Consider the following 22,884-nt stretch of genomic DNA (forward strand, 5'->3'; position numbering starts at 1 on the left):
GTGACCGACCTACCGACCGCGGACGAGCGTGACCGGCTGTTCTCCGACCTGCTCAACGACTGCGTCCACTGCGGTTTCTGCCTGCCCACCTGTCCCACGAACGTGCTGTGGGGCCAGGAGATGGACTCGCCGCGCGGACGGATCCACCTGATGGCGCAGACGCACACCGAGGACGTGCTGACCGAGACCGCGGTCGGGCACTTCGACAACTGCCTGGGCTGCCTGGCGTGCGTGTCCGCCTGCCCGTCGGGGGTGGCCTACGACGCCCTCATCGACACCACCCGGCACCGGGTGGAGAAGGAGTACGAGCGGCCCGCGGGCGAGCGGGCGCTGCGCGGGGCGATCTTCGCGCTGTTCCCGTACCGGCGCAGGCTGGGGCTGCTGCGCGGACCGCTGCGCGCCTACCAGGCCAGCGGCGTCTCCTCGCTGGTGCGGCGCACGGGGCTGCTGGAGCGGATGTCCCCCACTCTGGCCACCATGGAGCGGATCTCGCCGCCGCTGTCGTCTCCGCCTCCCGCGCTGCCGGAGCTGGTGCCCGCCGTGGGACGGGCGCGGACCCGGGTGGGCATGCTGGTGGGCTGCGTGCAGGGGGCGTTCTTCCCCGAGGTCAACACCGCGACCGCGCGGGTGCTGGCCCTGGAGGGCTGCGACGTGGTGATCCCCCGCGCCCAGGGCTGCTGCGGGGCCCTGTCCGGGCACGCCGGGCGGATGGAGGAGTCGGCCGACCTCGCCCGGAGCCTGGTCGAGGTGTTCGAACGCGAGCGGGTGGACCGGATCGTGGTCAACTCGGCCGGGTGCGGGTCCAGCATGAAGCACTTCGACCGCACCCTGGCCGAGGCGGGCGCGGACCGGGCCTGGGTGCGCCGGGGGCGGGCCCTGTCCGAGCGGGTCGCGGACCTCACCGAGTTCCTGGTGGAGCTGGGGCCGCGCGCGGAGCGCCACCCCCTCCCCCTGCACGTGGCCTACCACGACGCGTGCCACCTCTCCCACGGCCAGGGCGTCACCAGGCCGCCCCGCGCCCTGCTCGCGGGCATCCCGGAACTGCGCGTGTCCGACCTGCCCAACAGCGAGATCTGCTGCGGCTCGGCGGGGGTGTACAACCTGCTCAAGCCCGAGGCCGCCCAGGAACTCGGCGACCGCAAGGGGCGGGACGTGGCCTCCACCGGCGCCGACGTCCTGGTGTCGGGAAACCCCGGGTGCTCGCTCCAGATAGCGTCCGCCATGGAACGCGCGGGTTCCCCGGTCGCGGTGACCCACACCGCCCGGGTGCTGGACGCCTCACTGCGAGGGTTGACCGTCGGGCAGCTGCTGGGGCGTCGTTGAGCGTTCGGGGTTGAGGGTGTGGTCGCGCTGACGGCAGCCCCGGGGGTTGAAGATGCACGGTCCCGCGTACCTCAGCCCCAACCCCTCCGGCTGAAGCTCGCGACCTCGCCCGGGGGTCAGATCAGGCTCGTCTCGCCCTCGGCCACGATGACGGCCGGGCCGCTCAGCCTCGCGCCGTCCGCGTCCAGGAAAACGGTGCACTCGCCCCCGAGGACCCGCACCCTCCAGGTCGCGCTCTCCCCACGGGGGGTGGCGGCGGCAGCGGCGGCGACGATCCCGGTCCCGCAGGAGCGGGTCTCCCCGGAGCCCCGCTCGTACACGCGCATCTCCAGCACGCCCGGAGACACCTCGCGGTACACCTCGACGTTCGCCCCGGCGGGGAAGGCCTCCACGTCCAGCACCGGCAGCTCGCTCAGGTCCACCTCGACGACCGGCACGGCCACCTCGCAGGCCAGGTGCGGGTTGCCCACGGAGATCTGCTCACCGTGCACCACCTGCCGGGCGAGCTTGGCGGAGGAGGTTCCCTGCATCTCCACGCGGCCCATGTCTATGGTGATGCCGCCGTCGGCCCCCACCTGGACCTCCTTGGCTCCGTCGCGGGTGCCCACCTCGAAGCGGTCCCCCTCGACGAGCCCCGCGTGCAGCAGGTAGCGGGCGAACACCCGCACACCGTTGCCGCACATCTCGGCGACGCTCCCGTCGGCGTTGCGGTAGTCCATGAACCACTCGGAGCGCTCGGCCGTGCGGGCGGCCGGGGCGAGGGCCTCACCGAGGGCGCGCGTGCGCACCACCCGAAGGACGCCGTCACCGCCGATCCCGGCCCGACGGTCGCACAGCAGGCGGACGGCCTCCTCCGTGAGGTCGAGCTCCCCGTCGGGGTCGGGGAGGATCACGAAGTCGTTCTCTGTTCCGTGGCCCTTGGCGAATCGCATGCCGACCATCCTAGGCGCGGACGGCCACCGCCCCCGTCCCCGCTCGGCGGTCGGGCCGGGCCCGGGGCTGACTACGCTGGAGGATTGACTTCCTCTCCTGCCTGAAGGCAGGAGAATCCGGAACCACCTACCGGTGGTTCGAGGCCAGGGCCTCGTCACGGGTCGCCCCGTGGCCTTCCTGTTTCGTCGCCGGCCGCCCCGTCCGGGAGGACTCCCGTTGAGGTCTCACACCAGCTCCGCAGGCAGATGCCGCCAGCCCGGCGGCCCTGAGGTTGTTCGCCGCATTCACATCACGGTCATGAGTGGTCCCGCACTGGGGGCACGTCCACTCCCGCACGTGCAGCGGCAGCGACGCGTGCACGTATCCGCACCCGGGCGTCGAGCACGCCTTGGAGGAAGAGAGGAACCGGTCCACCACGACCAGATCCCGCCCATACCAGGCACACTTGTACTCCAACATGGACCGGAGTTCACGCCAGGCCGCATCCGAGATCGCCCGGGCGAGTCTGCGGTTCCTGACCAGGTTGCCCACGGCCAAATCCTCGATCACGACCACTTGGTTCTCGCGGACGAGTCGAGAGGTGAGCTTGTGCAAAAAGTCGCGCCTGCGGTCGGTGATGCGGGCGTGCACCCGCGCCACCCTGCGCCGCGCCCTGTCCCGGTTCGCGCTGCCCTTGGCCTTACGCGACAGCGCCCGCTGTGCCTTGGCCAGCCTGGCGCGGTCGCGTCGCTCGTGGCGGGGGTTGGCCACCTTCTCCCCCGTGGACAACGCCACCAGCGACGTCACACCCATGTCCACACCCACCGCGTCGTGGGCGGCCGGAGCCGACTCGACGGTGTCCTCGCACAGCAGCGACACGAACCAGCGCCCGGCCGCGTCACACGACACCGTCACCGTGGACGGCCGCGCTCCTTCGAGCAGGGGCCGCGACCACACCACGTCGAGCGGATCGGCCATCTTGGCCAGAGTGAGCTGCCCGTCGCGGTAGCGGAACGCGGACCGGGTGTACTCCGCCGAGGCACGCGACTTCTTCTTCGACTTGAACCGCGGATAGCGCGCACGCTTGTCGAAAAAGTTGCGGAAGGCCGTGTGCAGGTGGCGCAGCGTCTGCTGGAGCGGGACGCAGGAGACCTCGGCAAGGAAGGACAGCTCCTCGGTCCTCTTCCATGCGGTGAGCATCGCCGAGGTCTGGGAGTAACCCACCCGTTCCCGGCGCTGCTGTCAGACGGCGGTGTGTTCAGCCAGGGGCCGGTTGTAGACCAGGCGCACGCACCCGAACGTGCGCGACAGCTCAGCCGCCTGCGCATCGGTGGGGTAGAAGCGGTACCGAAACGCCCGCTTCACGCTCGTGCCGGTCATGGCACACACCGTAGCGACCGCTGCGCGATCGCGTGAGCCGAATCCAACACAAAGCCACGAGAAGGGAGAGGGCGTTTCCTCCCCGCCCTGAAGGACGGGGTATCCACGCCCAACAAACAGATGATCAAGGTGATCGCGGTCGTCGGCCCGACCGCTGTGGGCAAGTCGGACCTGGCCGTCGAGGTGGCCCTGCGGCTGGAGGAGCGCACGGGGCGCCGGGGCGAGGTGATCAACGCCGACTCCATGCAGCTCTACCGCGGCATGGACATCGGCACCGCCAAGCTCACCGACGCCGAGAGACGCGGGGTGCCCCACCACCTGCTCGACGTGTGGGAGGTCAGCGAACCCGCGGACGTCGCCAGCTACCAGGACATGGCGCGCGACCGCGTCGAGCAGTGTGCCGACCGCGATGTTCTCCCCGTCCTGGTCGGCGGTTCGGGCCTGTACGTGCGCTCGGTCCTGGACCACCTGAACTTCCCGGGCACCGACCCCGCGGTCCGCGCGCGCCTGGAGGCGGAGCTCGGCGACGTCGGCCCGGGCGTCCTGCACGCCCGCCTGGCCGAGTCCGACCCCGCGGCGGCCCGCGCCATCCTGCCGGGCAACGGGCGGCGGATCGTGCGCGCCCTGGAGGTCATCGAGCTGACCGGGGAGCCGTTCACGGCGAACCTGCCGGACCACACCTCCTTCTACCCGTGCACGCAGATCGGCCTGACCGCTCCCCGTGTCGAGCTGGACGAGCGCATCGACACCCGCGTGGACCGCATGTGGGAGCAGGGCCTGCTGGAGGAGGTCCGCGAGCTGGACAAACTCGGGCTGCGCGAGGGCCGGACCGCCTCGCGTGCGCTCGGTTACGCGCAGGCGCTCGCCCAGCTGGACGGCACGCTGTCCGAGGAGGAGGCCAAGGCGGACACCGCCCAGGCCACACGTCGGTTCGCCCGCCGCCAGGAGTCGTGGTTCCGGCGCGACCCGCGGGTGCGCTGGCTCCCCCACGACTCCCCCGACCTGGTGGAACGCGCCCTGACCCAGGTGGAGCGGGCCCTGTCGGGAACCTCGGACGAGCCGGGCGAGGCACTGGTGGACGTGTCGACCTGGGTGCCCCACTCCGCGCGGTGACCCCGCGGCGGGTCCGCGTCCGCCGAACACCCGCCTCCACGTGACGGCCGGGCCCGCGAAGGGCCCGGCCGTCCGTCCTCCACACCTCATCCCGTCTTCCTTTCCCCAGGTCCACGGCTCCTTCCCGCTCTCCCGCGCCTCCGGCCCGCTTTCCCGCCCGAAAACCCTTGCCCCGGCCTCCCGGGTGACCTACTTTGACTGTGTGACCAGTTTTGAAATCTGGTCACGCAGTCAGGGAAGGGAGGTGTGGATATGGTCATCGGCGTCAACACGCGTGGTCAGCAGTACCTCGCACGCCCTCGACTCGCAGGAGTACACCGTGGCCCCATCCACACCCCCGACCGCCAGCGAGCGCGAACTGCGCGCCGACCGCATCCTGGACGCGGCGGAGGAACTGATGGTCGCCTGGGGACACCGCAAGATCACCATCGAGGACGTCGCCCGGCGGGCCAGGATCGGCAAGGGGACCGTCTACCTGCACTTCTCCACCAAGGAGGCTCTGCTCCTCACGGTGGTCATGCGGGCGCAGCTCGGCATGCTGCGCCAGATCCTGGACTCCATGCGCGCCTCGCCCGAGAACGTCCGGCCCAGCGAGGTCGCCCGCGCGCTCTACCTGTTCCACCTCGACTCGCCGACCATCCGCGCGCTGTTCGCCAACGGCACCGAGTCCCTGGGCAACCTCTCCCGCGACGCGGCAGCCCTGGTCGGCGACACCGTACGGGACCGGCAGAGGGCCCTACAGACCTACTGGGACATCCTGCGCGAACACGGCCTGCTCAACGGCGACCGCTCCCCCGACGAGCAGCTGTACGCCTACAACTCCCTGGTCATAGGCCACCTGGTCACGCCCCCGGTGCTGGAGGAACAGGGCATGCACGTGCCCGACCACGGCACGCGCGCCGAGCTCATGGCCAGGAGCATCCGACTGCTCCTGGAGGGGGACGCCTCCCCGGAGGACACCCGCCGGGCCCGGGACAGGGCCCTGGCGCTCTTCTCCGCGCTGGACGAGCGCCTGCACGCGGAGATCACCCGGCAGAAACAGACGACACGCTCCACCTGAGCCCCAGAGGAGGGCCCATGACAGCCGCAGCCCCGTCCGACGACCTGATTGACCTGCGCTCCCCCGAGTTCACCGCCGACCCCCACTCCGTGATCGACCGGGTCCGGGCCGCGGGCGGCTCGGCACCGGCCCTCTTCGTGGACACGATGGAGGCCGTCCTCTTCGTCGACGACGAGGACGTGCGGACCATCCTCAGTGACCGGCGCTTCGTGCTGGACCCCGCGAACGTGTCGGGCGGCCGGACCTCCAGCACCCGCTCCGACGCGCTGAGGGGGCTGGGCATCCGCCCCGACCTGATCACCTACCTGACCGAGTCCCTCCTGGACAAGGACGGCGGCGACCACACGCGGCTGCGCAAGCTGGTCTCGCGCACCTTCACCGTGCGCCGGGTCAACGAGCTGCGGCCCGCGGTCCAGCGCGTCACCGACGACCTGCTGGCACGGCTGCCCGACCTCGCCGACCGGGACGGGGTCGTGGACCTCATGCCGCACTTCTCCTACCCGCTGCCGATCGCGGTCATCTGCGACCTGGTCGGCGTTCCGGAGGAGGACCGCGAGACCTGGCGGGCGTGGAGCGACCAGCTGTCCAGGTTCGACCCCACCCGGCCCGAGCTGATGAACGACGCGCTCGGCGAGATGATCGGCCACATCGAGGGGATGCTCGCCGAACGCCGGTCCCGGCCGAGCGAGGACCTGCTCGGCGCCCTGGTCAGGGCGCGCGACGAGGACGGCGGACGCCTGAGCGAGAGCGAGCTGATCACCCTGGTGTTCACCCTCGTCATCGCTGGGCACGAGACCACCGCGCACGTGCTGGGCAACGGGGTGCGGGCCCTGCTCGACCACCCGGTCCAGTGGGAGATCCTCCGGCAGGACCCCGGACTGCTGCCCTCCGCCGTGCACGAGATGCTCCGCTACGGGGGCACCGCCGTGATCGCCAAGGCGCGGTACGCGGCCGAGGACGTCGAGCTCAGGTGCGGCAGCCTGGCCGCGGGCGAGCGGGCGATCGCGGTCCTGGCTGGCGCCAACCGCGACCCGAGGGTCCACCCCGACCCGCACCGGTTCGACATCACCCGTCACCAGGGCAGACCCGGCGAGGCGCACGTGGGGTTCGGCCACGGCATCCACTACTGCCTGGGCGCGGCCCTGGCCCGCCAGGAGGGTGAGGTGGCGGTCGGGTCCCTGCTGACCGCCTACCCCGGCCTGTCCCTGGTCTCCGGGCGCGAGCCCCTGCCCGGGAAGGTTCCGGGCGCGATGCGGATGGACAGCCTGCCCGTCCGGCTCTGAGGCCCCGACCCGCGCGGCCGTCCACCCGGTCTCCGCGACCCCCGTCGGGCCCCGGACGGCGGCACAGCGGCCTCACCGGACCCGGCGGCGCGCGGAGGCCGACCCCCGGAAGGCGGGACGGCCGAGGGCCGCGCCGCGGAACGACAGCGGCCCCCGGCACGAAGGCGCCGGGGGCCGCGACCGCTGTCGGTGCGGGGTCAGATCTCGCAGCAGCCGCCCACCGGGGCGGGCTCCTCGGCCGGAACGCCGATCCGGGGCATGCCCAGGAGCACCTCCGGCTTGCTCTCCTGGACCGGCTGGCCGTTGCGGGCCGCCCAGGCGTCGCCCGCGCGGGTGCGCCGCAGGGCGCGCACACCGGAGTCGGCCACCAGGTGGTGCGGGGCGGCGTAGGTGACCTCCACGGTCACCGTGTCGCCGGGGCGCGGGTCGTCGCTGTCACCGACCGCGAAGTGCACCAGGCGGTTGTCGGGGGCGCGTCCGGACAGGCGGCGGTGCTCGCCGTCCTTCCTGCCCTCGCCCTCGGCGACCAGCAGCTCGACCTCACGGCCGACCAGCTTCTGGTTCTCCTCCCAGGAGATCTGGTCCTGGAGGTCGACCAGGCGCTGGTACCGGTCCTTGACCACCTCCGGCGGGACCTGGTCCTCCATGGTGGCGGCCGGGGTCCCGGGGCGCTTGGAGTACTGGAAGGTGAACGCCATCGAGAACCGCGCCTCGCGGACCACGTGCAGCGTCTCCTGGAAGTCCTCCTCGGTCTCGCCGGGGAAGCCCACGATGATGTCGGTGGTGATCGCGGCGTGCGGCATCGCGGCGCGCACCTTCTCCACGATGCCGAGGAAGCGTTCCTGGCGGTAGGAGCGGCGCATGGCCTTGAGGACCCGGCTCGACCCCGACTGGAGCGGCATGTGCAGCTGCGGCATGACGTTGGGGGTCTCGGCCATGGCCTCGATGACGTCGTCGGTGAAGTCGCGCGGGTGCGGGGAGGTGAAGCGCACCCGCTCCAGCCCCTCGATCTCGCCGCAGGCGCGCAGCAGCTTGGAGAAGGCCTGCCGGTCGCCGAAGCCGCTGCCGTAGGCGTTGACGTTCTGGCCGAGCAGGGTGATCTCGCTGACGCCCTCGTCGACCAGGGCGCGCACCTCGGCGAGCACGTCACCGGGGCGGCGGTCCTGTTCCTTGCCGCGCAGTGCGGGCACGATGCAGAAGGTGCAGGTGTTGTTGCAGCCGACGGAGACCGACACCCACGCCGCGTACGCGGACTCGCGGCGGCTGGGCAGCGTGGAGGGGAAGTGCTCCAGGGACTCGGCGATCTCCACCTGCGCCTCCCGCTGGACGCGGGAGCGCTCCAACAGGGCGGGCAGGGAGCCGATGTTGTGGGTGCCGAACACGACGTCGACCCAGGGCGCGCGGCGCACGATCTCGCCGCGGTCCTTCTGCGCCAGGCAGCCCCCGACGGCGATCTGCATCCCCGGATTGGCGTCCTTGACCGGGCGCAGGTGCCCGAGGTTGCCGTACAGGCGGTTGTCGGCGTTCTCCCGGACCGCACAGGTGTTGAAGACGACGATGTCTGCGGTGGTGTCCTCGGCTGCGCGCGCGTACCCAGCGTCCTCCAGCAGACCGGAGAGGCGCTCGGAGTCGTGGACGTTCATCTGGCAGCCGTAGGTCCGCACTTGGTAGGTACGACTCTGGCTCACGGAACCAGGCTATCCGGTGCCGCGCACCGCGCGGAGACCGTCGAACGGGCCCGACGACCCCACCTGGGGCTTTCCCCGGGACTCCGTCGCGGACGGGAAGGCTGAGCGTGGCCGGGAGCGGCCGATGTGAGACGCTGAAGAACGGAATCGCGACAGGGAGCGACAAACGGCCACTTAACCGTCCAAACCCATAACAGTTTCGCCGATCACGCCGTAACAAGTCTGCTACTCCGCAGACGGGCGGCGATTTCGTGATGACACGGCAACATGGACCCATTAGGTTCCGAACATGACCTCAACTCCTCTCGTCGTGCTGGAGAACGTCAACAAGCACTTCGGCGACCTGCACGTGCTCCGCGACATCGATCTGACGGTTAACTCCGGCGAGGTGGTAGTCGTCATCGGGCCGTCCGGTTCCGGCAAGTCGACGCTGTGCCGCACGATCAACCGCCTGGAGACGATCGACGCCGGCACCATCACGCTGGACGGACAGCCGCTGCCCGACGAGGGCCGTGGCCTGGCCCGGCTCCGCAGCGACGTGGGCATGGTCTTCCAGTCGTTCAACCTGTTCGCCCACAAGACCGTGCTCCAGAACGTGACCCTGGGCCCCACCAGGGTCCTGCGCATGAACAAGGCCGAGGCCGACGCCCGCGGCATGGAGCTGCTGGAGCGCGTCCAGATCGGCAACCAGGCCAACAAGTACCCGGCGCAGCTCTCCGGGGGTCAGCAGCAGCGCGTGGCGATCGCCCGCGCCCTGGCGATGAACCCCAAGGTGATCCTCTTCGACGAGCCCACCTCGGCCCTGGACCCGGAGATGGTCCAGGAGGTCCTCGACGTCATGACCGACCTCGCCGCCGAGGGCATGACGATGGTCGTGGTCACCCACGAGATGGGCTTCGCGCGCCGCGCGGCCAACCGGGTCGTCTTCATGGCCGACGGACAGATCGTGGAGGAGAACACCCCCGACGAGTTCTTCACCAACCCCCGGTCCGAGCGCGCCCAGGACTTCCTGTCCAAGATCCTGACCCACTAGGTTTCCCCGCGTTCTTCGCACGAAGCAAGGAAGAGGTACCCCACATGCGAGTTCGTCGCATCAGCACCATCCTGGGCGGCACCGCGGCCCTGGCCTTCGCCCTCAGCGCCTGCGGCACCGCCGACGTCGGTGACGGCGGCGGTGGCGGGGAGGGCGGCGGCGAGGGTGGCGGCGAGACCATCACCATCGGCGTCAAGTACGACCAGCCGGGCCTGGGCCTGCTGGACGGCGACGCCCCCGTCGGCTTCGACGTGGACGTGGCCACCTACATCGCCGGTGAGCTCGGCTACGAGCCCGAGCAGATCGAGTGGACCGAGGCCGCCTCCGCCAACCGCGAGTCCTTCCTCCAGCAGGGCACCGTCGACATGGTGATCGCCACCTACTCGATCACCGACGAGCGCCGCGAGGTCGTCGACTTCGCCGGTCCGTACTACGTCGCCCAGCAGGACATCCTGGTCCAGGCCGACAACGAGGACATCCAGGGCCCCGAGGACCTCGCGGGCAAGGTCCTGTGCTCGGCCTCCGGCTCCCGTTCGGCCAACAACATCGTCGACGACATGGGCATCGACGCCGAACTGCGCGAGGCGGGCAACTACTCCGAGTGCCTGTCGCTGCTGGGCAACGGCGCCGTCGACGCGGTGACCACCGACAACACCATCCTCGCGGGCTTCGCCGCGCAGGACCCCGGCACCTACCGCGTGGTCAACAACCCCTTCGGTGAGGAGCGCTACGGCGTGGGCCTGCCCGCCGGCTCCACGGAGCGGTGCGAGGAGGTCAACGCCGCCATCCAGAAGATGTGGGATGAGGGCTACACGACCGAGGCCCTGGAGAGCGCCTTCGGCGAGACCGACTTCGCCTACGAGGAGGCCGCTCCCGAGGTCGACGCCTGCCAGTAGGTCCCCCTCCCTTGACCGTGCGCCTCGCGGCGGAGCCGGCCCCGGCACCGCCGCGAGGCCCTTGACCAGCTGGGACCCATGGAAGCCTTTCTCAGCAATATCGACAGGGTTGTCGACGGTTTCTCATGGACCGTCCGGCTCACCCTCCTCAGCGCCCTCTTCTCCTTCGTCCTGGGCATCCTGCTCACGGCCATGCGGGTCTCCCCCGTCCCGCTCCTGCGCGGCCTGGCCACCGCCTACGTCGAGGGCATCCGCAGCACGCCCCTGACCCTGGTCCTGCTCTTCTGCGGTCTGGGTCTGAACAGCGCCCTGGGCCTGTTCCTGTCCGACACCGTCGCGTGGGACGTGTTCTGGTGGGCCGTCATCGGCCTGTCCGGCTACACCGCCTGCTTCGTCTCGGAGTCACTGCGCGCGGGGATCAACACGATCCCCCTTGGTCAGGTGGAGGCGGCCCGCTCGCTGGGTCTGACCTTCACCCAGAACCTGCGGATGATCGTCATCCCGCAGGCGCTGCGCACCGTCGTCGGCCCGCTGGGCAGCGTGCTCATCGCGCTGATCAAGAACACGACCGTCGCCTCCGTCGCGGGGCTGGGCGTTCAGGAGGCGTCCAGGGAGATGAAGCTCATGTTCGACCAGGGCATCGCGCCGGTCCTGCCGACCTTCGTCGGCTTCGCGATCGGCTTCCTGATCCTGACCCTGCCGACGGGCTACTTCTTCGGCTGGCTCTCCAAGCGCGTGGCGGTGGTCCGATGAGCGCGCAGACCTCCGTCCTCTTCGACGCGCCCGGCCCCAAGGCCCGCAGGCGCAACGTCGTCTACACGGTCATCACCGTGTTCCTGGCCGTGATCGGCCTGGGGATCCTGTACCTGGGGTTCAACGGCACCCTGCGCGACACCGGGTTCTCCCTGTTCAACCCGCTCACCTGGGGGCTGCTGGGCGACCCGGCCACCTGGGCGGTCAACCCCGCGGGCGAGTGGACGGCGGACAAGTGGGAGCCGTTCCTGCGGCCCGCCACCTGGACCGACTACGTCCTCCCGGGCCTACAGAACACGCTGACCGCGGCGCTGACCGCCTCGATCCTGGCCATCGTCTTCGGGCTGGTGTTCGGCATCGGCCGCCTGTCCGACCAGTGGTGGATCCGCGTCCCGGCCGGGGCCGTCGTGGAGTTCTTCCGCGGCATCCCGCTGCTGATGCTGATCTTCTTCACGATGGCGCTGCCCATCGTGGCCTACCAGCTGTTCGACATCCCCGCGGGCACCTTCCAGGTCTCCGCGCTGGCCGCCGTCGTCACGGGCCTGACCCTGTACAACGGCTCCGTGCTGGCGGAGGTCTTCCGTGCGGGCATCCTCGCGGTGCCCAAGGGCCAGTCCGAGGCCGCGCAGGCCATCGGGATGACCAGGGGCCAGAACATGCGGACGATCCTCATCCCGCAGGCGATCACCGCGATGATGCCCGCGATCGTGGCGCAGCTCGTGGTCCTGCTCAAGGACTCCGCGCTCGGCTACATCATCGCCTTCCCCGAGATGCTGCGCAGCTTCACCCTGCTGGCCACGCGCGAGGGCAACGTGATCCCCGCCGCGATCATCTGCGCGGCCATCTACATCGCCATCAACCTCTCGCTGAGCCGGGTCGCGATCTGGCTGGAGCGGCGCAACGCCCGCCGCGGCAGGCCCTCGGCCAAGCCCGTGGGCGGCGCGGACGTCCCGGTCAGGCCCTCGGGCACCGGTGGTGGCACCGGCGGCGACAGCCTGAAGGTCAACGGCCCCGCGGGGACCGTGGCGGTGGAGCCCACCGTGCAGGAGCCGCTTCCCGACACCCTGGACGAGTCCCGCCCGGCGGAGTCCGACGACGGCGACGACACGGACGGCAAGCGGGACCGGAAGGGCTGACCCCTCCTCCCCACGGTCGGTACGGCCCCGTGCGCGCCCCGCGGCGTGTACGGGGCCGTCGTCGTCCCGGCCCTCGGAGCGCGGCCGCGGGGGCGCCGCGCGGAGGGTCCTTCGGGACTGCACAAGCGGGCGAACGACGACTAAGGTCGACATGTCATCGCATCGAACCCAAGACCCATCCTGAGCGGACATGTCTGAACTGTCGAGCCCCCACGGCTCCTGGCCATCGCCCATCAGCGCCGGTGACGTCGCCCGAGGAGTGCGGCGGATGGCGTTCCCGTCCGTCGCGGGCGCGGAGGTCTGGTGGGAGGAGGGCCGCCCCGAGGAGGGTCGGACCACCCTCATGCGGCGCGACGCCGACGGAACGGTGACCGAGCTGCTGCCCGCGCACTGGAGCGCGGGGACCCGGGTGCACGAGTACGGCGGGCGCGCCTACCTGCCGGTCCCGCGCCGCGACGACAAGGCCATCACCCGCATGGGCGTGGTGTTCTCCCAGTCCTCCGACCAGCGTCTCTACCTGCTGGAACGCGGCTCCTCTGAGCCGGTGCCGCTCACCCCCGACGACGGCGCCTCGCGCTACGCCGACCCGGCGCTGAGCGCGGACGGGCGCGCCGTGCTGTGCGTGCGCGAGAGGCACGAGGAGGGGTCGGTCCGCCGCTCGATCGTGTCGGTGCCGCTGTCGGGCCGGGGCGCGCAGGACCCCTCCGCGGTGCGCGAACTGGTCTCGGGCGCGGACTTCTACGCCTCCCCCACCCCGTCACCGGACGGTGCCCATCTGGCCTACGTGCGGTGGAACCACCCCAGGATGCCCTGGGACGGCAGCGAACTGCGGGTGGGCACCCTGGGTGAGACCGGGCTGGCCGGCGAGTACACCCTCAAGGGCGGTGTGGACGAGTCGGTGGTCTCCCCGACCTGGGCCGACGACGCGACGCTGTACGTGGCCTCGGACTGGCCGGGCTGGTGGAACCTGTACCAGGCGGGGATGACCGGGCAGGCGTTGGCGCTGTACCCGGCAGAGGAGGAGTTCCACGCCTCCCCGGGCCGCCTGGGCAACCGTTCGTTCTGCGTGCTGGACTCGGGCCGGGTCGTGGCGCTGCACGGGCACGCCGACATGACCCCGAGCGTGTACGACCCCGACACCCTCGACCTGACGCCGGTGGTGACCGGCCTGACCACGTGGTCGATGCTGGACACGGACGGGCGCACCGTGGTGGCGGTGGCCTCCTCGCCGACCGAGCCGCCGTGCCTGGTGCGGCTGGATCCGGTCTCCGGGGTCGTGGAGGTGCTGCGCCGTGCCGCCGAGGAGCTGCCGGACGCCGCCTACCTGCCCGTCCCCCGGCAGGAGACGCTGCCGGGCCGGTACGGGGCGCCGGTGCACGCGAACGTGTACCCGCCGACCCACCCGGACGTGCCCGCGGACGGCCCCGCGCCGTACGTGGTGTGGGCGCACGGCGGCCCGGTGTCGGTCAGCACGCGGGAGTTCGACCTGGCCAAGGCCTACTTCACCAGCCGGGGGATCGGCGTGGTGGACGTCAACTACGGCGGCTCCACGGGGTACGGGCGCCCGTACCGCAAACGCCTGCACAAGGAGTGGGGCGTGGTGGACGTGGAGGACTGCGTGGCCGCGGCCCGGGCCCTGGTGGAACAGGGGGTGGCCGACCCCCGGCGGTTGGCGATCCGCGGTCCGAGCGCGGGCGGGTACACGGCGCTGATGGCGCTGACCGGGGACACGTTCGCGTGCGGGGTGTCCCTCTTCGGGGTCACCGACCTGCTGGGGTTCAGCGAGACCACGCACGACTTCGAGTCGCGGTTCCTGGACTCCCTGGTGGGGACGCTGCCGGGGTTCGTGGAGCGGTACCGGGAGCGCTCTCCGGTCAACCGCGCCGGGGAGATCGACGTGCCGGTGCTGCTGGTGCAGGGCTTGGAGGACAGGGTCGTGACCCCGGACCAGGCCACGGCGATGGCGACGGCGCTGGGGCGGCGCGGGGCACCGCACGCGCTGGTGGAGTTCGAGGGCGAGGGGCACGGGTTCACCGGGCAGGAGGCGCGGATCCGCTCCCTGGAGTCGGAGCTGGCCTTCTACGCGCGGGTGTTCGGGTTCGAGGCCGACGTGGCGCCGCTGGAACTGGTGACCGCTCCGCCGGAGACGGGGGCCGTCGAGGACGGCGCGGAACCGGCCGCGGAGGACTCCGGGGAGCCCGGCGCGGAGGATCCTGGGGAGTCCGGGGACACCGCGAGCACCGGGGACACCGCCGACGCGCTCACACGGGACGCCGGACAGGACGGGCTGCCCCCTCGGCCCGCGGAGGCCACCGCTGGCCCGACCTCCGTCGGCGACTGACCCTCTCGGGGATCTGTGGGAGCGGGGCGGTGACGGCTCAGAAGTCGGAGTCGGGGGCGTGGAGTTCGGCCTCCACGCCCTCGCGTTCGAGCTCCTCGCGGACCACCCGGTAGGACAGGCCCGAGGAGTAGCCCTTGCGGGCGAGGAAGCCCAGGGCGCGGCGGACCCGCGTCTCCTTGTCCTTACCCCGGGTAGCGGCCAGGCGGCGGCGGGCGAGGTCGCGGGCGGCCTCCTCCTCGTCCTGGTCGCTGAGTTCGCCGACGGCCTCCCGGACGGTGTCCTCCTCCACGCCGCGGGTGCGCAGCTCCTGGGCCAGGGCACGGCGGGAGAGCCGTCTGCCGTGGTGGCGGGAGGACACCCAGGCCTGGGAGAAGGCGGCGTCGTCGATCACTCCGGCCTCGCCGAACGTGTCCAGGACCGAGGTGACGACCTCCTCCTCGTACTCCCGGCGGTGCAGCGCCCGCTCCAGCTGGGCGCGGGTGCGCGGGGAGTGGGTGAGCATCCGCAGGACCAGGGCGCGGGCCTCGGCCTCGGGGTCCTTCCCGGGCGGGGCCGCCCCGCCCGGGAAGGGGCCGTCGTCCTCGGGGTGGTGCCGGCCCGGGGGCCGGCTCCCCTCACGCATCAGCCGCGGGCGCCTTGGGGGTCCTGGCCACGGCGCGCTTGGCCGGAGCCTTGGCCGCGGCGGCCGGGTCCGGGGCCTCCTCCGTGGCCGCCTTGGCGGGTTCGGCGGTGTCGGTGGCCGGGCTGGAGGCGCTGTCGTCGCCCTTGACGGGCACGCCCAGCTTCTCCTTGATCTTCTTCTCGACCTCGTTGGCCATGTCGGCGTTCTCGCGCAGGAAGTTGCGCGCGTTCTCCTTGCCCTGGCCCAGCTGGGTGCCCTCGTAGGTGTACCAGGCGCCCGACTTGCGGACGATGCCGTGCTCCACGCCCAGGTCGATGAGGCTGCCCTCGCGCGAGACGCCCACCCCGTAGAGGATGTCGAACTCGGCCTGCTTGAAGGGCGGCGCGACCTTGTTCTTGACGACCTTGACGCGGGTGCGGTTGCCGACCGCGTCGGTGCCGTCCTTGAGCGTCTCGATGCGGCGCACGTCCAGGCGCACCGAGGCGTAGAACTTGAGCGCCTTGCCGCCGGTCGTCGTCTCAGGGCTGTTATGCACCATGACACCGTCTGCAAAGTAGTTATGGCTACCTTCGACTTCGATGTCGAAGCGCCCCATCCTCTGGTGATCCTTTTTTACGGAAATATCTTTGATCACAGCAGGGCTTGGGTGCACTGTGGGCTCCACGAACTCCGGGGAAACCATGAAATTGCCCTTATACTTGGGCAACATCTTGTACTCCATCGACGGATGGACATACGGAGCGATCAGCTTCTGAAATTCGTCTGACGAAGCAGTAGTGAAAGAAATCATACTGATTCCACGGGCACCCTTTTTCCAGAGCTTAACATCGAAACCCCAGTGGTCTCGAAGATAAGCAAGAACCCGCTCCCGAGATCCAGTACTGAGCGCCTCGACACAGATCTCGATACGCCCGCTACCACCACTGGTGCGCTTCTGAGTCCCCTTGGAACGCAAAGTGAAGCAGCCATCGTCCATGTACCATACAGCGAGCGCCAGAGGAGTTAGCGCCTTCAGGTAATCCCAACTAACGTGCTTCTTACCTTCACCAGGATAGAGCACCTGCCGAAGCTCACCAAGCTCTGCCAACGGAGTGAAGTCTGCGAACACAGAACCCTTAGAGTTACTGGAAAGAGAGTGTTCGATGTTTTCCAGCATCGAAACCTTCCAGTCCAGGTAATCGGACTGCTTCCAACCATGCCCCATCCGAAAGCGAGCACTCTCCTTGCTTCCTCCAACGGGTTCAGAGAGGCTTCCATCGCCAAGCAGCGCGCCTAGGATCAACTGCTTTTGGGTTTCACTGAGCAGATAGGGTTGAGCAATCATCACTCGATCCCCAACCATAAGGTCACCCGCTTCACGCCATCCACCAGGAGTTCGCACCAGGTGGTTGGAAGTAAGATCCATAGCACTGCATCCGCGCCCAGTTCCTCCCCCCGGGCGCTCAACCCTGAAGTGCAAGAACTCATCCGCAGGGCCGTTATTGAACCAATTGGTCACGCGCCGAGGGACAATCTTCCCGAGATCGGGGTCATAGGAGAGGACCTCAACGTTCATCTTTTGGCTGACGATCTTTCCGATACGCTCTCGAGATCCATCACCCAAAGTCACCCACGTATCCCAGGATGCACAGCCGAACATGACGCCGACCTTCTCGCGCAGCTGGTTGATGAAGATCGCGGTGGTGTTGGTCTGGTGCAGCGCACCGGCGATCTTGCGCAGCGCCTGGGACATCAGGCGGGCCTGGAGTCCCACGTGGCTGTCGCCCATCTCGCCCTCGATCTCGGCACGGGGCACCAGGGCCGCCACGGAGTCGATGACGATGATGGCGACCGCGCCGGAGCGGATCAGCATGTCGACGATCTCCAGCGCCTGCTCACCGGTGTCCGGCTGCGAGAGCAGCAGGTCGTCGGTGTTGACGCCGATCTTCTTGGCGTACTCGGGGTCGAGCGCGTGCTCGGCGTCGACGAAGGCCGCGATGCCGCCCAGCCGCTGGGCGCTGGCCACCGCGTGCAGGGCGACGGTGGTCTTACCGCTGGACTCGGGGCCGTAGATCTCCACGACGCGGCCACGGGGCAGGCCGCCGATGCCGAGCGCCACGTCGAGGGCGATCGCCCCGGTGGGGATCGACTCCACCGGCGGGCGGTCGTCGTCGCCCAGACGCATGATGGAGCCCTTGCCGAACTGCCGCTCGATCTGGGCGAGCGCTGTTTCGAGAGCCTTGTCTCGGTCTCCAGATGCCACGGGATACCCCTGTTGTTGGGTGGATGCCTTTTTCTTCATGGTGAGCACGACGCTACGCGGTCGGTACGACAATCGCGACGTCCCACGTCCGCCTGTGGACAACCCACACTACCCGAACCTGTGTTCGATGTGGCGTACGAAACGAAGGTGATCTCGCGGGACGCCTGCCCCCGGATCAGCGCCTGGAGGCGGGCAGGTCAAAGGCCTCGCACACGGCGCGCCACACCGCCTTGGGCGCCGCCCCGTCGGCGAGCGCCTGCTCCACCGTGCGGGATCCGAGCCCCTCCAGGACGTGGTCGCGGGCCACGCTCTGTGAGTAGGCCTCGCCGAACTGCTCGTGCATGTTGTTCCAGAAAACCGTGAGTCTCATCGGGCCCAGTATCGGTGATCACGGCGTCCGCCGCGTCCGCTCCCCTTTGTCCCCGCCCGCGGGCACACTGGCGGCATGAGCCGTGCGCCACACCCTCTCGAACGCTTCGGACCGGCCACCCGGGCCTGGTTCGACCAGGCCTTCCCCGCCGGTCCCACCCCCGCCCAGACCGGGGCCTGGGAATCGGTCCAGCACGGGAGGAACACACTGGTGGTGGCCCCGACCGGCTCGGGCAAGACCCTGTCGGCCTTCCTGTGGTCGCTGGACCGGCTGTCCTCGGCCCCCGTCCCCGAGGACCGCGCCCGCCGCTGCCGGGTGCTGTACGTGTCCCCGCTCAAGGCCCTCGCGGTGGACGTGGAGCGCAACCTGCGCGTCCCCCTGGCCGGGATCGCGGCCGCCGCCGAGGCCGGAGGGCACGCGCTGTCACCGGTCACCGTGGGGGTGCGCACAGGCGACACACCCGCCGCCGAACGGCGCAGGCTCGCCACCCGACCGCCGGACGTGCTCATCACCACGCCCGAGTCGCTGTTCCTGGTGCTCACCTCGCGCGCCCGGGAGGGGCTGGCGGGGGTGGACACGGTCATCGTCGACGAGGTGCACGCGCTCGCGGGGAGCAAGCGCGGCGCGCACCTGGCGCTGAGCCTGGAGCGGCTGGACGCCCTGCTGGACCGCCCTGCGCAGCGGATCGGGCTGTCGGCGACCGTGCGCCCGCCCGAACTGGTGGCGCGGTTCCTCGGCGGCGCCGACGTCGTCGCCCCGCCGGGCACCCCCGGCATGGACCTGCGCGTGGTGGTGCCCGTCCCCGACATGGAGGAGCCCGGCGAACCGGCACCGCACCGCCCCTCCGCCGGCGCGGAGGGTGACGGGGGCGCCAGTGGCGGCGGATCCCTGTGGCCGCACGTGGAGCGGCGCGTCCTGGACCTGGTGGAGTCCCACCGCTCCACCATCGTGTTCACCAACGGACGCCGCACCGCGGAGAAGCTGTGCGCCCGCATCAACGACCTGCACACCGAGCGGCACGGCGGGCACCTGCCGCCGGAGGAGGTTCCCGCCCAGGTCATCGCCCAGTCCGGGCACAGCCGCGGCGGTCCCCCCGTGGTCGCCCGCGCCCACCACGGCTCGATGTCCAAGACCGAGCGGGCCCTGATCGAGGACGAACTGAAGGAGGGGCGGCTGCGCTGCGTGGTGGCCACCTCCAGCCTGGAGCTGGGCGTGGACATGGGCGCGGTCGACCTGGTGGTGCAGGTGGCCTCGCCGCCGTCGGTGGCCAGCGGCCTGCAACGGGTCGGCCGGGCGGGGCACCAGGTCGGCGAGACCTCGCGCGGAGTGTTCCTCCCCCGGTTCCGGGGCGACCTGCTGGCGACGGCCGTGGTGGTCGGGCAGATGCGCGCGGGCGGCATCGAACGCCTGGAGATGCCGCGCAGCCCCCTGGACGTGCTGTCCCAGCAGGTCGTGGCGATGGCCGCCATGGACGACTGGCCGGTGCCTGAGCTGGCCGCCCTGGTCCGGCGGGCCGCGCCCTTCGCCGACCTGGCCGACACGGTGCTGGAGTCGGTCCTGGACATGCTGTCGGGCCGTTACCCCTCGGACGAGTTCGCCGAACTGCGTCCCCGCCTGGTGTGGGACCGGGAGGCGGACGTGCTGCGGGCGCGCCCGGGCGCACAGCGGCTGGCGGTGGTCAGCGGCGGCACCATCCCCGACCGGGGCGTGTACGGGGTGCACCTGGCCGGACGGGACGGGGTCGCCGCGCCGGGGCGGGCGCCCACCCGGGTCGGCGAACTGGACGAGGAGATGGTCTACGAGTCGCGGGTGGGCGACGTGTTCGTGCTGGGGTCCACCTCGTGGCGGATCGAGGCGATCACCGCCGATCGGGTGCTGGTCTCCCCCGCGCCGGGGCGGCCGGGGCGGATGCCGTTCTGGAAGGCCGACGCGCAGGGAAGGCCCGCGGAGCTGGGCCGGGCGGTGGGCGCGCTGACCCGGGAGCTGGCCGGGGCGGAACCAGGGGAGGCACTGGCCCTGGCCGAAGGGGTGGGGTTGGATCCGTGGGCCGCGCGCAACCTGGTGGAGTACGTCTCCGAACAGCGGGAGGCCACCGGACACGTGCCCGACGACCGGACCGTGGTCGTCGAGCGCTTCCGCGACCAGGTCGGCGACTGGCGCGCGGTCGTGCACTCCCCGCTGGGCGCGCGGGTGCACGCGCCGTGGGCGCTGGCCCTGGCCCGGCGGCTGCGGGACCGGTTCGGCGCGGACGCGCAGGTCGTCCACGGCGACGACGGGATCGTGCTGCGGCTGCCAGACGCCGGGGGCTGGGACCGGCCGGGTGAGCTGGCCGGCCTGGTGGCGCTGGACCCCGAGGAGGTGGAGGAGACGGTCACCGGGGAGCTGCCCGGGTCGGCGCTGTTCGCCGCGCGGTTCCGCGAGTGCGCGGCGCGGGCCCTGCTGCTGCCCCGCCAGCGGCCGGACCGGCGGATGCCGCTGTGGCAGCAGCGGCTGCGGGCCTCCAACCTGCTGTCGGTGGCGGGCCGGTACGGGTCGTTCCCGATCGTGCTGGAGGCGGTGCGCGAGTGCCTGCGGGACGTGTTCGACGTGCCCGCCCTGGTGGAGGCTCTGGAGGGCGTCCGGTCCCGCCGGACACGGGTGGTGGAGGTGCGCACCGAGGCCGCGTCGCCGTTCGCGCGCTCGCTGATGATGGAGTACACGGCGGCGTTCCTGTACGAGGGGGACGCCCCCGCGGCCGAGCTGCGCGCGCAGGCGCTGACCCTGGACACCTCGCTCCTGGCCGACCTGTTGGGCGAGGCGGACCTGCGGGAGCTGCTCGACCCGCGCGTGGTGGAGGAGGTCGGCGCGCTGTTGCAGCGGACCGCTCCCGGCTCGGGCGCCCGGGACGCCGAGGGCACGGCCGACCTGCTGCGCGAGGTGGGCCCGCTGACCACGGAGGAGGCCGGGGCGCGGGGAGCCCGGCGGGAGTGGCTGGAGGAGCTGGAGTCCGCGGGGCGGGCGGTGCGGATGACCGTGGCGGGCGCCGAACGCTGGTGCGCGGTGGAGGACGCGGCGCGGCTGCGCGACGCGCTGGGCGCGCGACCGCCCGCCACGGTGCCCGGGTCACTCCTGGAAGCGGTGGAGGCGCCCACCCACGACCTGGTCTCGCGCTACGCGCGCACGCACGGGCCGTTCTCCTCCGAAGAGACAGCAGCACGCCTGGGGCTCGGCACGGACGTGGTGGAGGCCGTGCTGCGGGAGCTGTCCCGGCAGGGGCGGGTCCACCAGGGCGGGTTCCGGCCCGGCGGGACGGGCACCGAGTGGTGCGACGCCGACGTGCTGCGGCGGCTGCGGCGCGGGTCGGTCGCGCGGCTGCGGAGCGAGGTGGAGCCGGTCGCGCAGACCTCCCTGGCCGCGTTCGCGCCGCTGTGGCAGCGCGCCGTCCCGGATGAGCGGTGGCGCGGACCGGACGCGGTGTTCGAGGCCGTGGAGTCGCTGCGCGGCGCGACGGTGGCGGCGTCGGCGCTGGAGTCGCTGGTGCTGCCCTCCCGGGTGGAGGACTACGCGTCCAACCGGCTGGACGAGCTGACACAGGCGGGCGAGGTCGTGTGGGCCGGGGCTGGCGCGCTGCCCGGACAGGACGGGTGGGTGTGCCTGGCCCCGGCCGACGAGGCGGCCCTGCTGCTGCCCGAACCGGTGCCACCGGAGGAGGGCTCCACTGCCCACGCGGTGCTGGAGGCGCTGCACGGGGGCGGGGCGCTGTTCTTCCGCGACGTCGCCGACCGTGTGGCGGGCGCCTCGGCAGTGACGGACGCGGAGCTGGTCGCGGCGCTGTGGGAGCTGGTGTGGTCGGGCTGCGTCACCAACGACACCCTGGCCCCGCTGCGCGCGGTGCTGGGCTCGGGAACCGCTCCGCGCCGCGCGCCCTCACGTGCGGGTCGGCGGGCGCGTCCGGTGCTGCCCACCCGGTCGGGACCGCCCACGGCCGCGGGGCGGTGGTGGGCCCTGCCCGAACGGGAGGACGATCCCACCAGGCGAGTCCTGGCCCGGCTGGAGGCGCGGCTGGAGCGCCGGGGCGTGCTGGTGCGCGGGTACCAGGGCGGGCGGATCACGCCGGACGAGTACCGGGTGCTGCGGACGATGGAGGAGTCGGGCCGGGTGCGCCGCGGCTACTTCGTGGACGGGCTGGGCGGCGCCCAGTTCGCGCTGCCGGGCGCGGTGGACCGGCTGCGCGCGGTCTCCGGCGGCGCGGCGGAACCGGTGGTGCTGGCGGCGACCGACCCGGCGAACCCGTTCGGCACGGACCTGGCCTGGCCCGGGGACGCCCAGGCCAGGCCCGGCCGGTCGGCGGGCGCCCTGGTGGTGATCGACGAGGGGCGGCTGACCCTGTACGTGGGCCGGGGCGGCCGCTCGGTGCTGACCTTCGGTTCGCCGCCCGCCCTGCTGGAGCGGGCGGCCCGCGCCCTGGCCGGGGCGGTGCGGGACGGGCGCGCGGGGGCGCTGACGGTAGAGCGCGCCGACGGGGAGGAGGTGTTCGCGACGCCGGTGGACGCCGCACTGGTGGCGGCGGGGTTCCACGTGACCCCGAAGGGACTGCGCCTGCGCCCGTAGGGCCTCCCGCGGTGGTGCGCCGCAGGGGGTTGGGTCCTCCGCGAAGCGCAACCATCCGCTTGTAGAGCGTGGGCTGGTGGTGCGCTCCAGGGGGTGTCCCCTGTGCCCGGCGGTGTCGGACGGCCCGCCCGCGTGAGCGCGC

At 71.6% G+C, this 22,884-nt stretch carries 15 protein-coding genes and 3 pseudogenes; 10 read left to right on the forward strand and 8 right to left on the reverse strand.

All coding sequences use genetic code 11. The features are described 5' to 3' along the window. The gene (locus tag ACSIH6_RS03070; RefSeq protein ID WP_435106343.1) at nucleotides 1–1,323 is read left to right on the forward strand and encodes a (Fe-S)-binding protein; all 1,323 of its coding nucleotides are present in this window, start codon (nucleotides 1–3) and stop codon (nucleotides 1,321–1,323) included. Between the two features lie 116 nt (nucleotides 1,324–1,439). On the opposite strand, the gene dapF is transcribed toward ACSIH6_RS03070, so the two are convergent. After that, nucleotides 1,440–2,264: a diaminopimelate epimerase gene (dapF, locus tag ACSIH6_RS03075; protein WP_435106345.1), complete on the reverse strand. Its 825-nt coding sequence runs from the start codon at nucleotides 2,262–2,264 to the stop codon at nucleotides 1,440–1,442. Between the two features lie 118 nt (nucleotides 2,265–2,382). Continuing rightward, nucleotides 2,383–3,615 (reverse strand): annotated as a pseudogene (locus ACSIH6_RS03080) (RNA-guided endonuclease InsQ/TnpB family protein). A 120-nt stretch (nucleotides 3,616–3,735) separates the two neighbouring features. On the opposite strand from ACSIH6_RS03080, the gene miaA reads away from it, so the two are divergent. The 3 genes from miaA (at nucleotide 3,736) to ACSIH6_RS03095 (ending at nucleotide 7,071) form a co-directional block, all read left to right on the forward strand. Continuing rightward, nucleotides 3,736–4,728 carry a tRNA (adenosine(37)-N6)-dimethylallyltransferase MiaA gene (miaA, locus tag ACSIH6_RS03085; RefSeq protein ID WP_435106347.1) on the forward strand — a complete coding sequence of 331 codons (993 nt, stop codon included), beginning with the start codon at nucleotides 3,736–3,738 and terminating at the stop codon, nucleotides 4,726–4,728. Nucleotides 4,729–5,002: 274 nt separating this feature from the next. Beyond that, entirely contained in the window at nucleotides 5,003–5,788 is a 786-nt protein-coding gene (locus ACSIH6_RS03090) for a TetR/AcrR family transcriptional regulator (protein WP_435106349.1), read from the forward strand. A 17-nt stretch (nucleotides 5,789–5,805) separates the two neighbouring features. Beyond that, on the forward strand, nucleotides 5,806–7,071 hold the full coding sequence (locus ACSIH6_RS03095) for a cytochrome P450 family protein (RefSeq protein WP_435106351.1): 1,266 nt from the start codon (nucleotides 5,806–5,808) through the stop codon (nucleotides 7,069–7,071). A 197-nt stretch (nucleotides 7,072–7,268) separates the two neighbouring features. Here the strand turns inward: ACSIH6_RS03095 and miaB are convergent, their stop codons facing one another. Next, nucleotides 7,269–8,735, reverse strand: coding sequence for a tRNA (N6-isopentenyl adenosine(37)-C2)-methylthiotransferase MiaB (gene miaB / locus ACSIH6_RS03100; RefSeq protein ID WP_435106539.1), 1,467 nt, complete (start codon nucleotides 8,733–8,735; stop codon nucleotides 7,269–7,271). Between the two features lie 313 nt (nucleotides 8,736–9,048). Between miaB and ACSIH6_RS03105 the strand changes: the two genes are divergently transcribed. The 5 genes from ACSIH6_RS03105 (at nucleotide 9,049) to ACSIH6_RS03125 (ending at nucleotide 14,918) form a co-directional block, all read left to right on the forward strand. Beyond that, entirely contained in the window at nucleotides 9,049–9,792 is a 744-nt protein-coding gene (locus tag ACSIH6_RS03105) for an amino acid ABC transporter ATP-binding protein (protein ID WP_435106353.1), read from the forward strand. A 44-nt stretch (nucleotides 9,793–9,836) separates the two neighbouring features. After that, the gene (locus ACSIH6_RS03110) at nucleotides 9,837–10,688 is read left to right on the forward strand and encodes a glutamate ABC transporter substrate-binding protein (RefSeq protein WP_435106355.1); all 852 of its coding nucleotides are present in this window, start codon (nucleotides 9,837–9,839) and stop codon (nucleotides 10,686–10,688) included. A 78-nt stretch (nucleotides 10,689–10,766) separates the two neighbouring features. After that, the gene (locus ACSIH6_RS03115) at nucleotides 10,767–11,441 is read left to right on the forward strand and encodes an amino acid ABC transporter permease (RefSeq protein WP_150250183.1); all 675 of its coding nucleotides are present in this window, start codon (nucleotides 10,767–10,769) and stop codon (nucleotides 11,439–11,441) included. After that, nucleotides 11,438–12,577, forward strand: a complete 1,140-nt coding sequence (locus ACSIH6_RS03120; protein ID WP_435106360.1) for an amino acid ABC transporter permease — start codon at nucleotides 11,438–11,440, stop codon at nucleotides 12,575–12,577. Before ACSIH6_RS03115 ends, ACSIH6_RS03120 begins: the two co-directional genes overlap by 4 nt. Before the next feature lie 190 nt (nucleotides 12,578–12,767). Further along, complete coding sequence (locus ACSIH6_RS03125; RefSeq protein ID WP_435106362.1) at nucleotides 12,768–14,918, forward strand: S9 family peptidase; 2,151 nt, start codon at nucleotides 12,768–12,770, stop codon at nucleotides 14,916–14,918. A gap of 37 nt (nucleotides 14,919–14,955) precedes the next feature. Here the strand turns inward: ACSIH6_RS03125 and recX are convergent, their stop codons facing one another. The 5 genes and pseudogenes from recX to ACSIH6_RS03150 all read right to left on the reverse strand — a co-directional run bounded on the left by recX (nucleotide 14,956) and on the right by ACSIH6_RS03150 (nucleotide 18,152). Continuing rightward, nucleotides 14,956–15,540 carry a recombination regulator RecX gene (recX, locus tag ACSIH6_RS03130; RefSeq protein WP_435106364.1) on the reverse strand — a complete coding sequence of 195 codons (585 nt, stop codon included), beginning with the start codon at nucleotides 15,538–15,540 and terminating at the stop codon, nucleotides 14,956–14,958. Beyond that, nucleotides 15,533–16,135, reverse strand: coding sequence for a hypothetical protein (locus ACSIH6_RS03135; RefSeq protein WP_435106541.1), 603 nt, complete (start codon nucleotides 16,133–16,135; stop codon nucleotides 15,533–15,535). Before ACSIH6_RS03135 ends, recX begins: the two co-directional genes overlap by 8 nt. A gap of 171 nt (nucleotides 16,136–16,306) precedes the next feature. Beyond that, nucleotides 16,307–17,179 (reverse strand): annotated as a pseudogene (locus ACSIH6_RS03140) (LAGLIDADG endonuclease); the annotation flags it as partial. Beyond that, nucleotides 17,171–17,782, reverse strand: a pseudogene (gene recA / locus ACSIH6_RS03145) (recombinase RecA); the annotation flags it as partial. The pseudogenes recA and ACSIH6_RS03140, both read right to left, overlap by 9 nt. A 175-nt stretch (nucleotides 17,783–17,957) precedes the next feature. Beyond that, complete coding sequence (locus ACSIH6_RS03150) at nucleotides 17,958–18,152, reverse strand: DUF3046 domain-containing protein (RefSeq protein WP_026114892.1); 195 nt, start codon at nucleotides 18,150–18,152, stop codon at nucleotides 17,958–17,960. Between the two features lie 75 nt (nucleotides 18,153–18,227). Between ACSIH6_RS03150 and ACSIH6_RS03155 the strand changes: the two genes are divergently transcribed. Then, nucleotides 18,228–22,742, forward strand: coding sequence for an ATP-dependent helicase (locus tag ACSIH6_RS03155; protein ID WP_435106366.1), 4,515 nt, complete (start codon nucleotides 18,228–18,230; stop codon nucleotides 22,740–22,742). Nucleotides 22,743–22,884 lie beyond the last annotated feature (142 nt).

It is taken from the genome of Nocardiopsis synnemataformans, assembly GCF_965343085.1.
GTDB lineage: Bacteria > Actinomycetota > Actinomycetes > Streptosporangiales > Streptosporangiaceae > Nocardiopsis > Nocardiopsis alborubida.

What these genes read in the sequence shown, in the direction of transcription:
- dapF (WP_435106345.1), bottom strand. Translation starts at nt 2,264, where the DNA reads ATGGTCGGCATGCGATTCGCCAAGGGCCACGGAACAGAGAACGACTTC.
- ACSIH6_RS03155 (WP_435106366.1), top strand. Translation starts at nt 18,228, where the DNA reads ATGAGCCGTGCGCCACACCCTCTCGAACGCTTCGGACCGGCCACCCGG.
- ACSIH6_RS03120 (WP_435106360.1), top strand. Translation starts at nt 11,438, where the DNA reads ATGAGCGCGCAGACCTCCGTCCTCTTCGACGCGCCCGGCCCCAAGGCC.
- ACSIH6_RS03110 (WP_435106355.1), top strand. Translation starts at nt 9,837, where the DNA reads ATGCGAGTTCGTCGCATCAGCACCATCCTGGGCGGCACCGCGGCCCTG.
- ACSIH6_RS03105 (WP_435106353.1), top strand. Translation starts at nt 9,049, where the DNA reads ATGACCTCAACTCCTCTCGTCGTGCTGGAGAACGTCAACAAGCACTTC.
- miaA (WP_435106347.1), top strand. Translation starts at nt 3,736, where the DNA reads ATGATCAAGGTGATCGCGGTCGTCGGCCCGACCGCTGTGGGCAAGTCG.
- ACSIH6_RS03150 (WP_026114892.1), bottom strand. Translation starts at nt 18,152, where the DNA reads ATGAGACTCACGGTTTTCTGGAACAACATGCACGAGCAGTTCGGCGAG.
- recX (WP_435106364.1), bottom strand. Translation starts at nt 15,540, where the DNA reads ATGCGTGAGGGGAGCCGGCCCCCGGGCCGGCACCACCCCGAGGACGAC.
- ACSIH6_RS03115 (WP_150250183.1), top strand. Translation starts at nt 10,767, where the DNA reads ATGGAAGCCTTTCTCAGCAATATCGACAGGGTTGTCGACGGTTTCTCA.
- ACSIH6_RS03095 (WP_435106351.1), top strand. Translation starts at nt 5,806, where the DNA reads ATGACAGCCGCAGCCCCGTCCGACGACCTGATTGACCTGCGCTCCCCC.
- ACSIH6_RS03135 (WP_435106541.1), bottom strand. Translation starts at nt 16,135, where the DNA reads ATGGGGCGCTTCGACATCGAAGTCGAAGGTAGCCATAACTACTTTGCA.
- ACSIH6_RS03125 (WP_435106362.1), top strand. Translation starts at nt 12,768, where the DNA reads ATGTCTGAACTGTCGAGCCCCCACGGCTCCTGGCCATCGCCCATCAGC.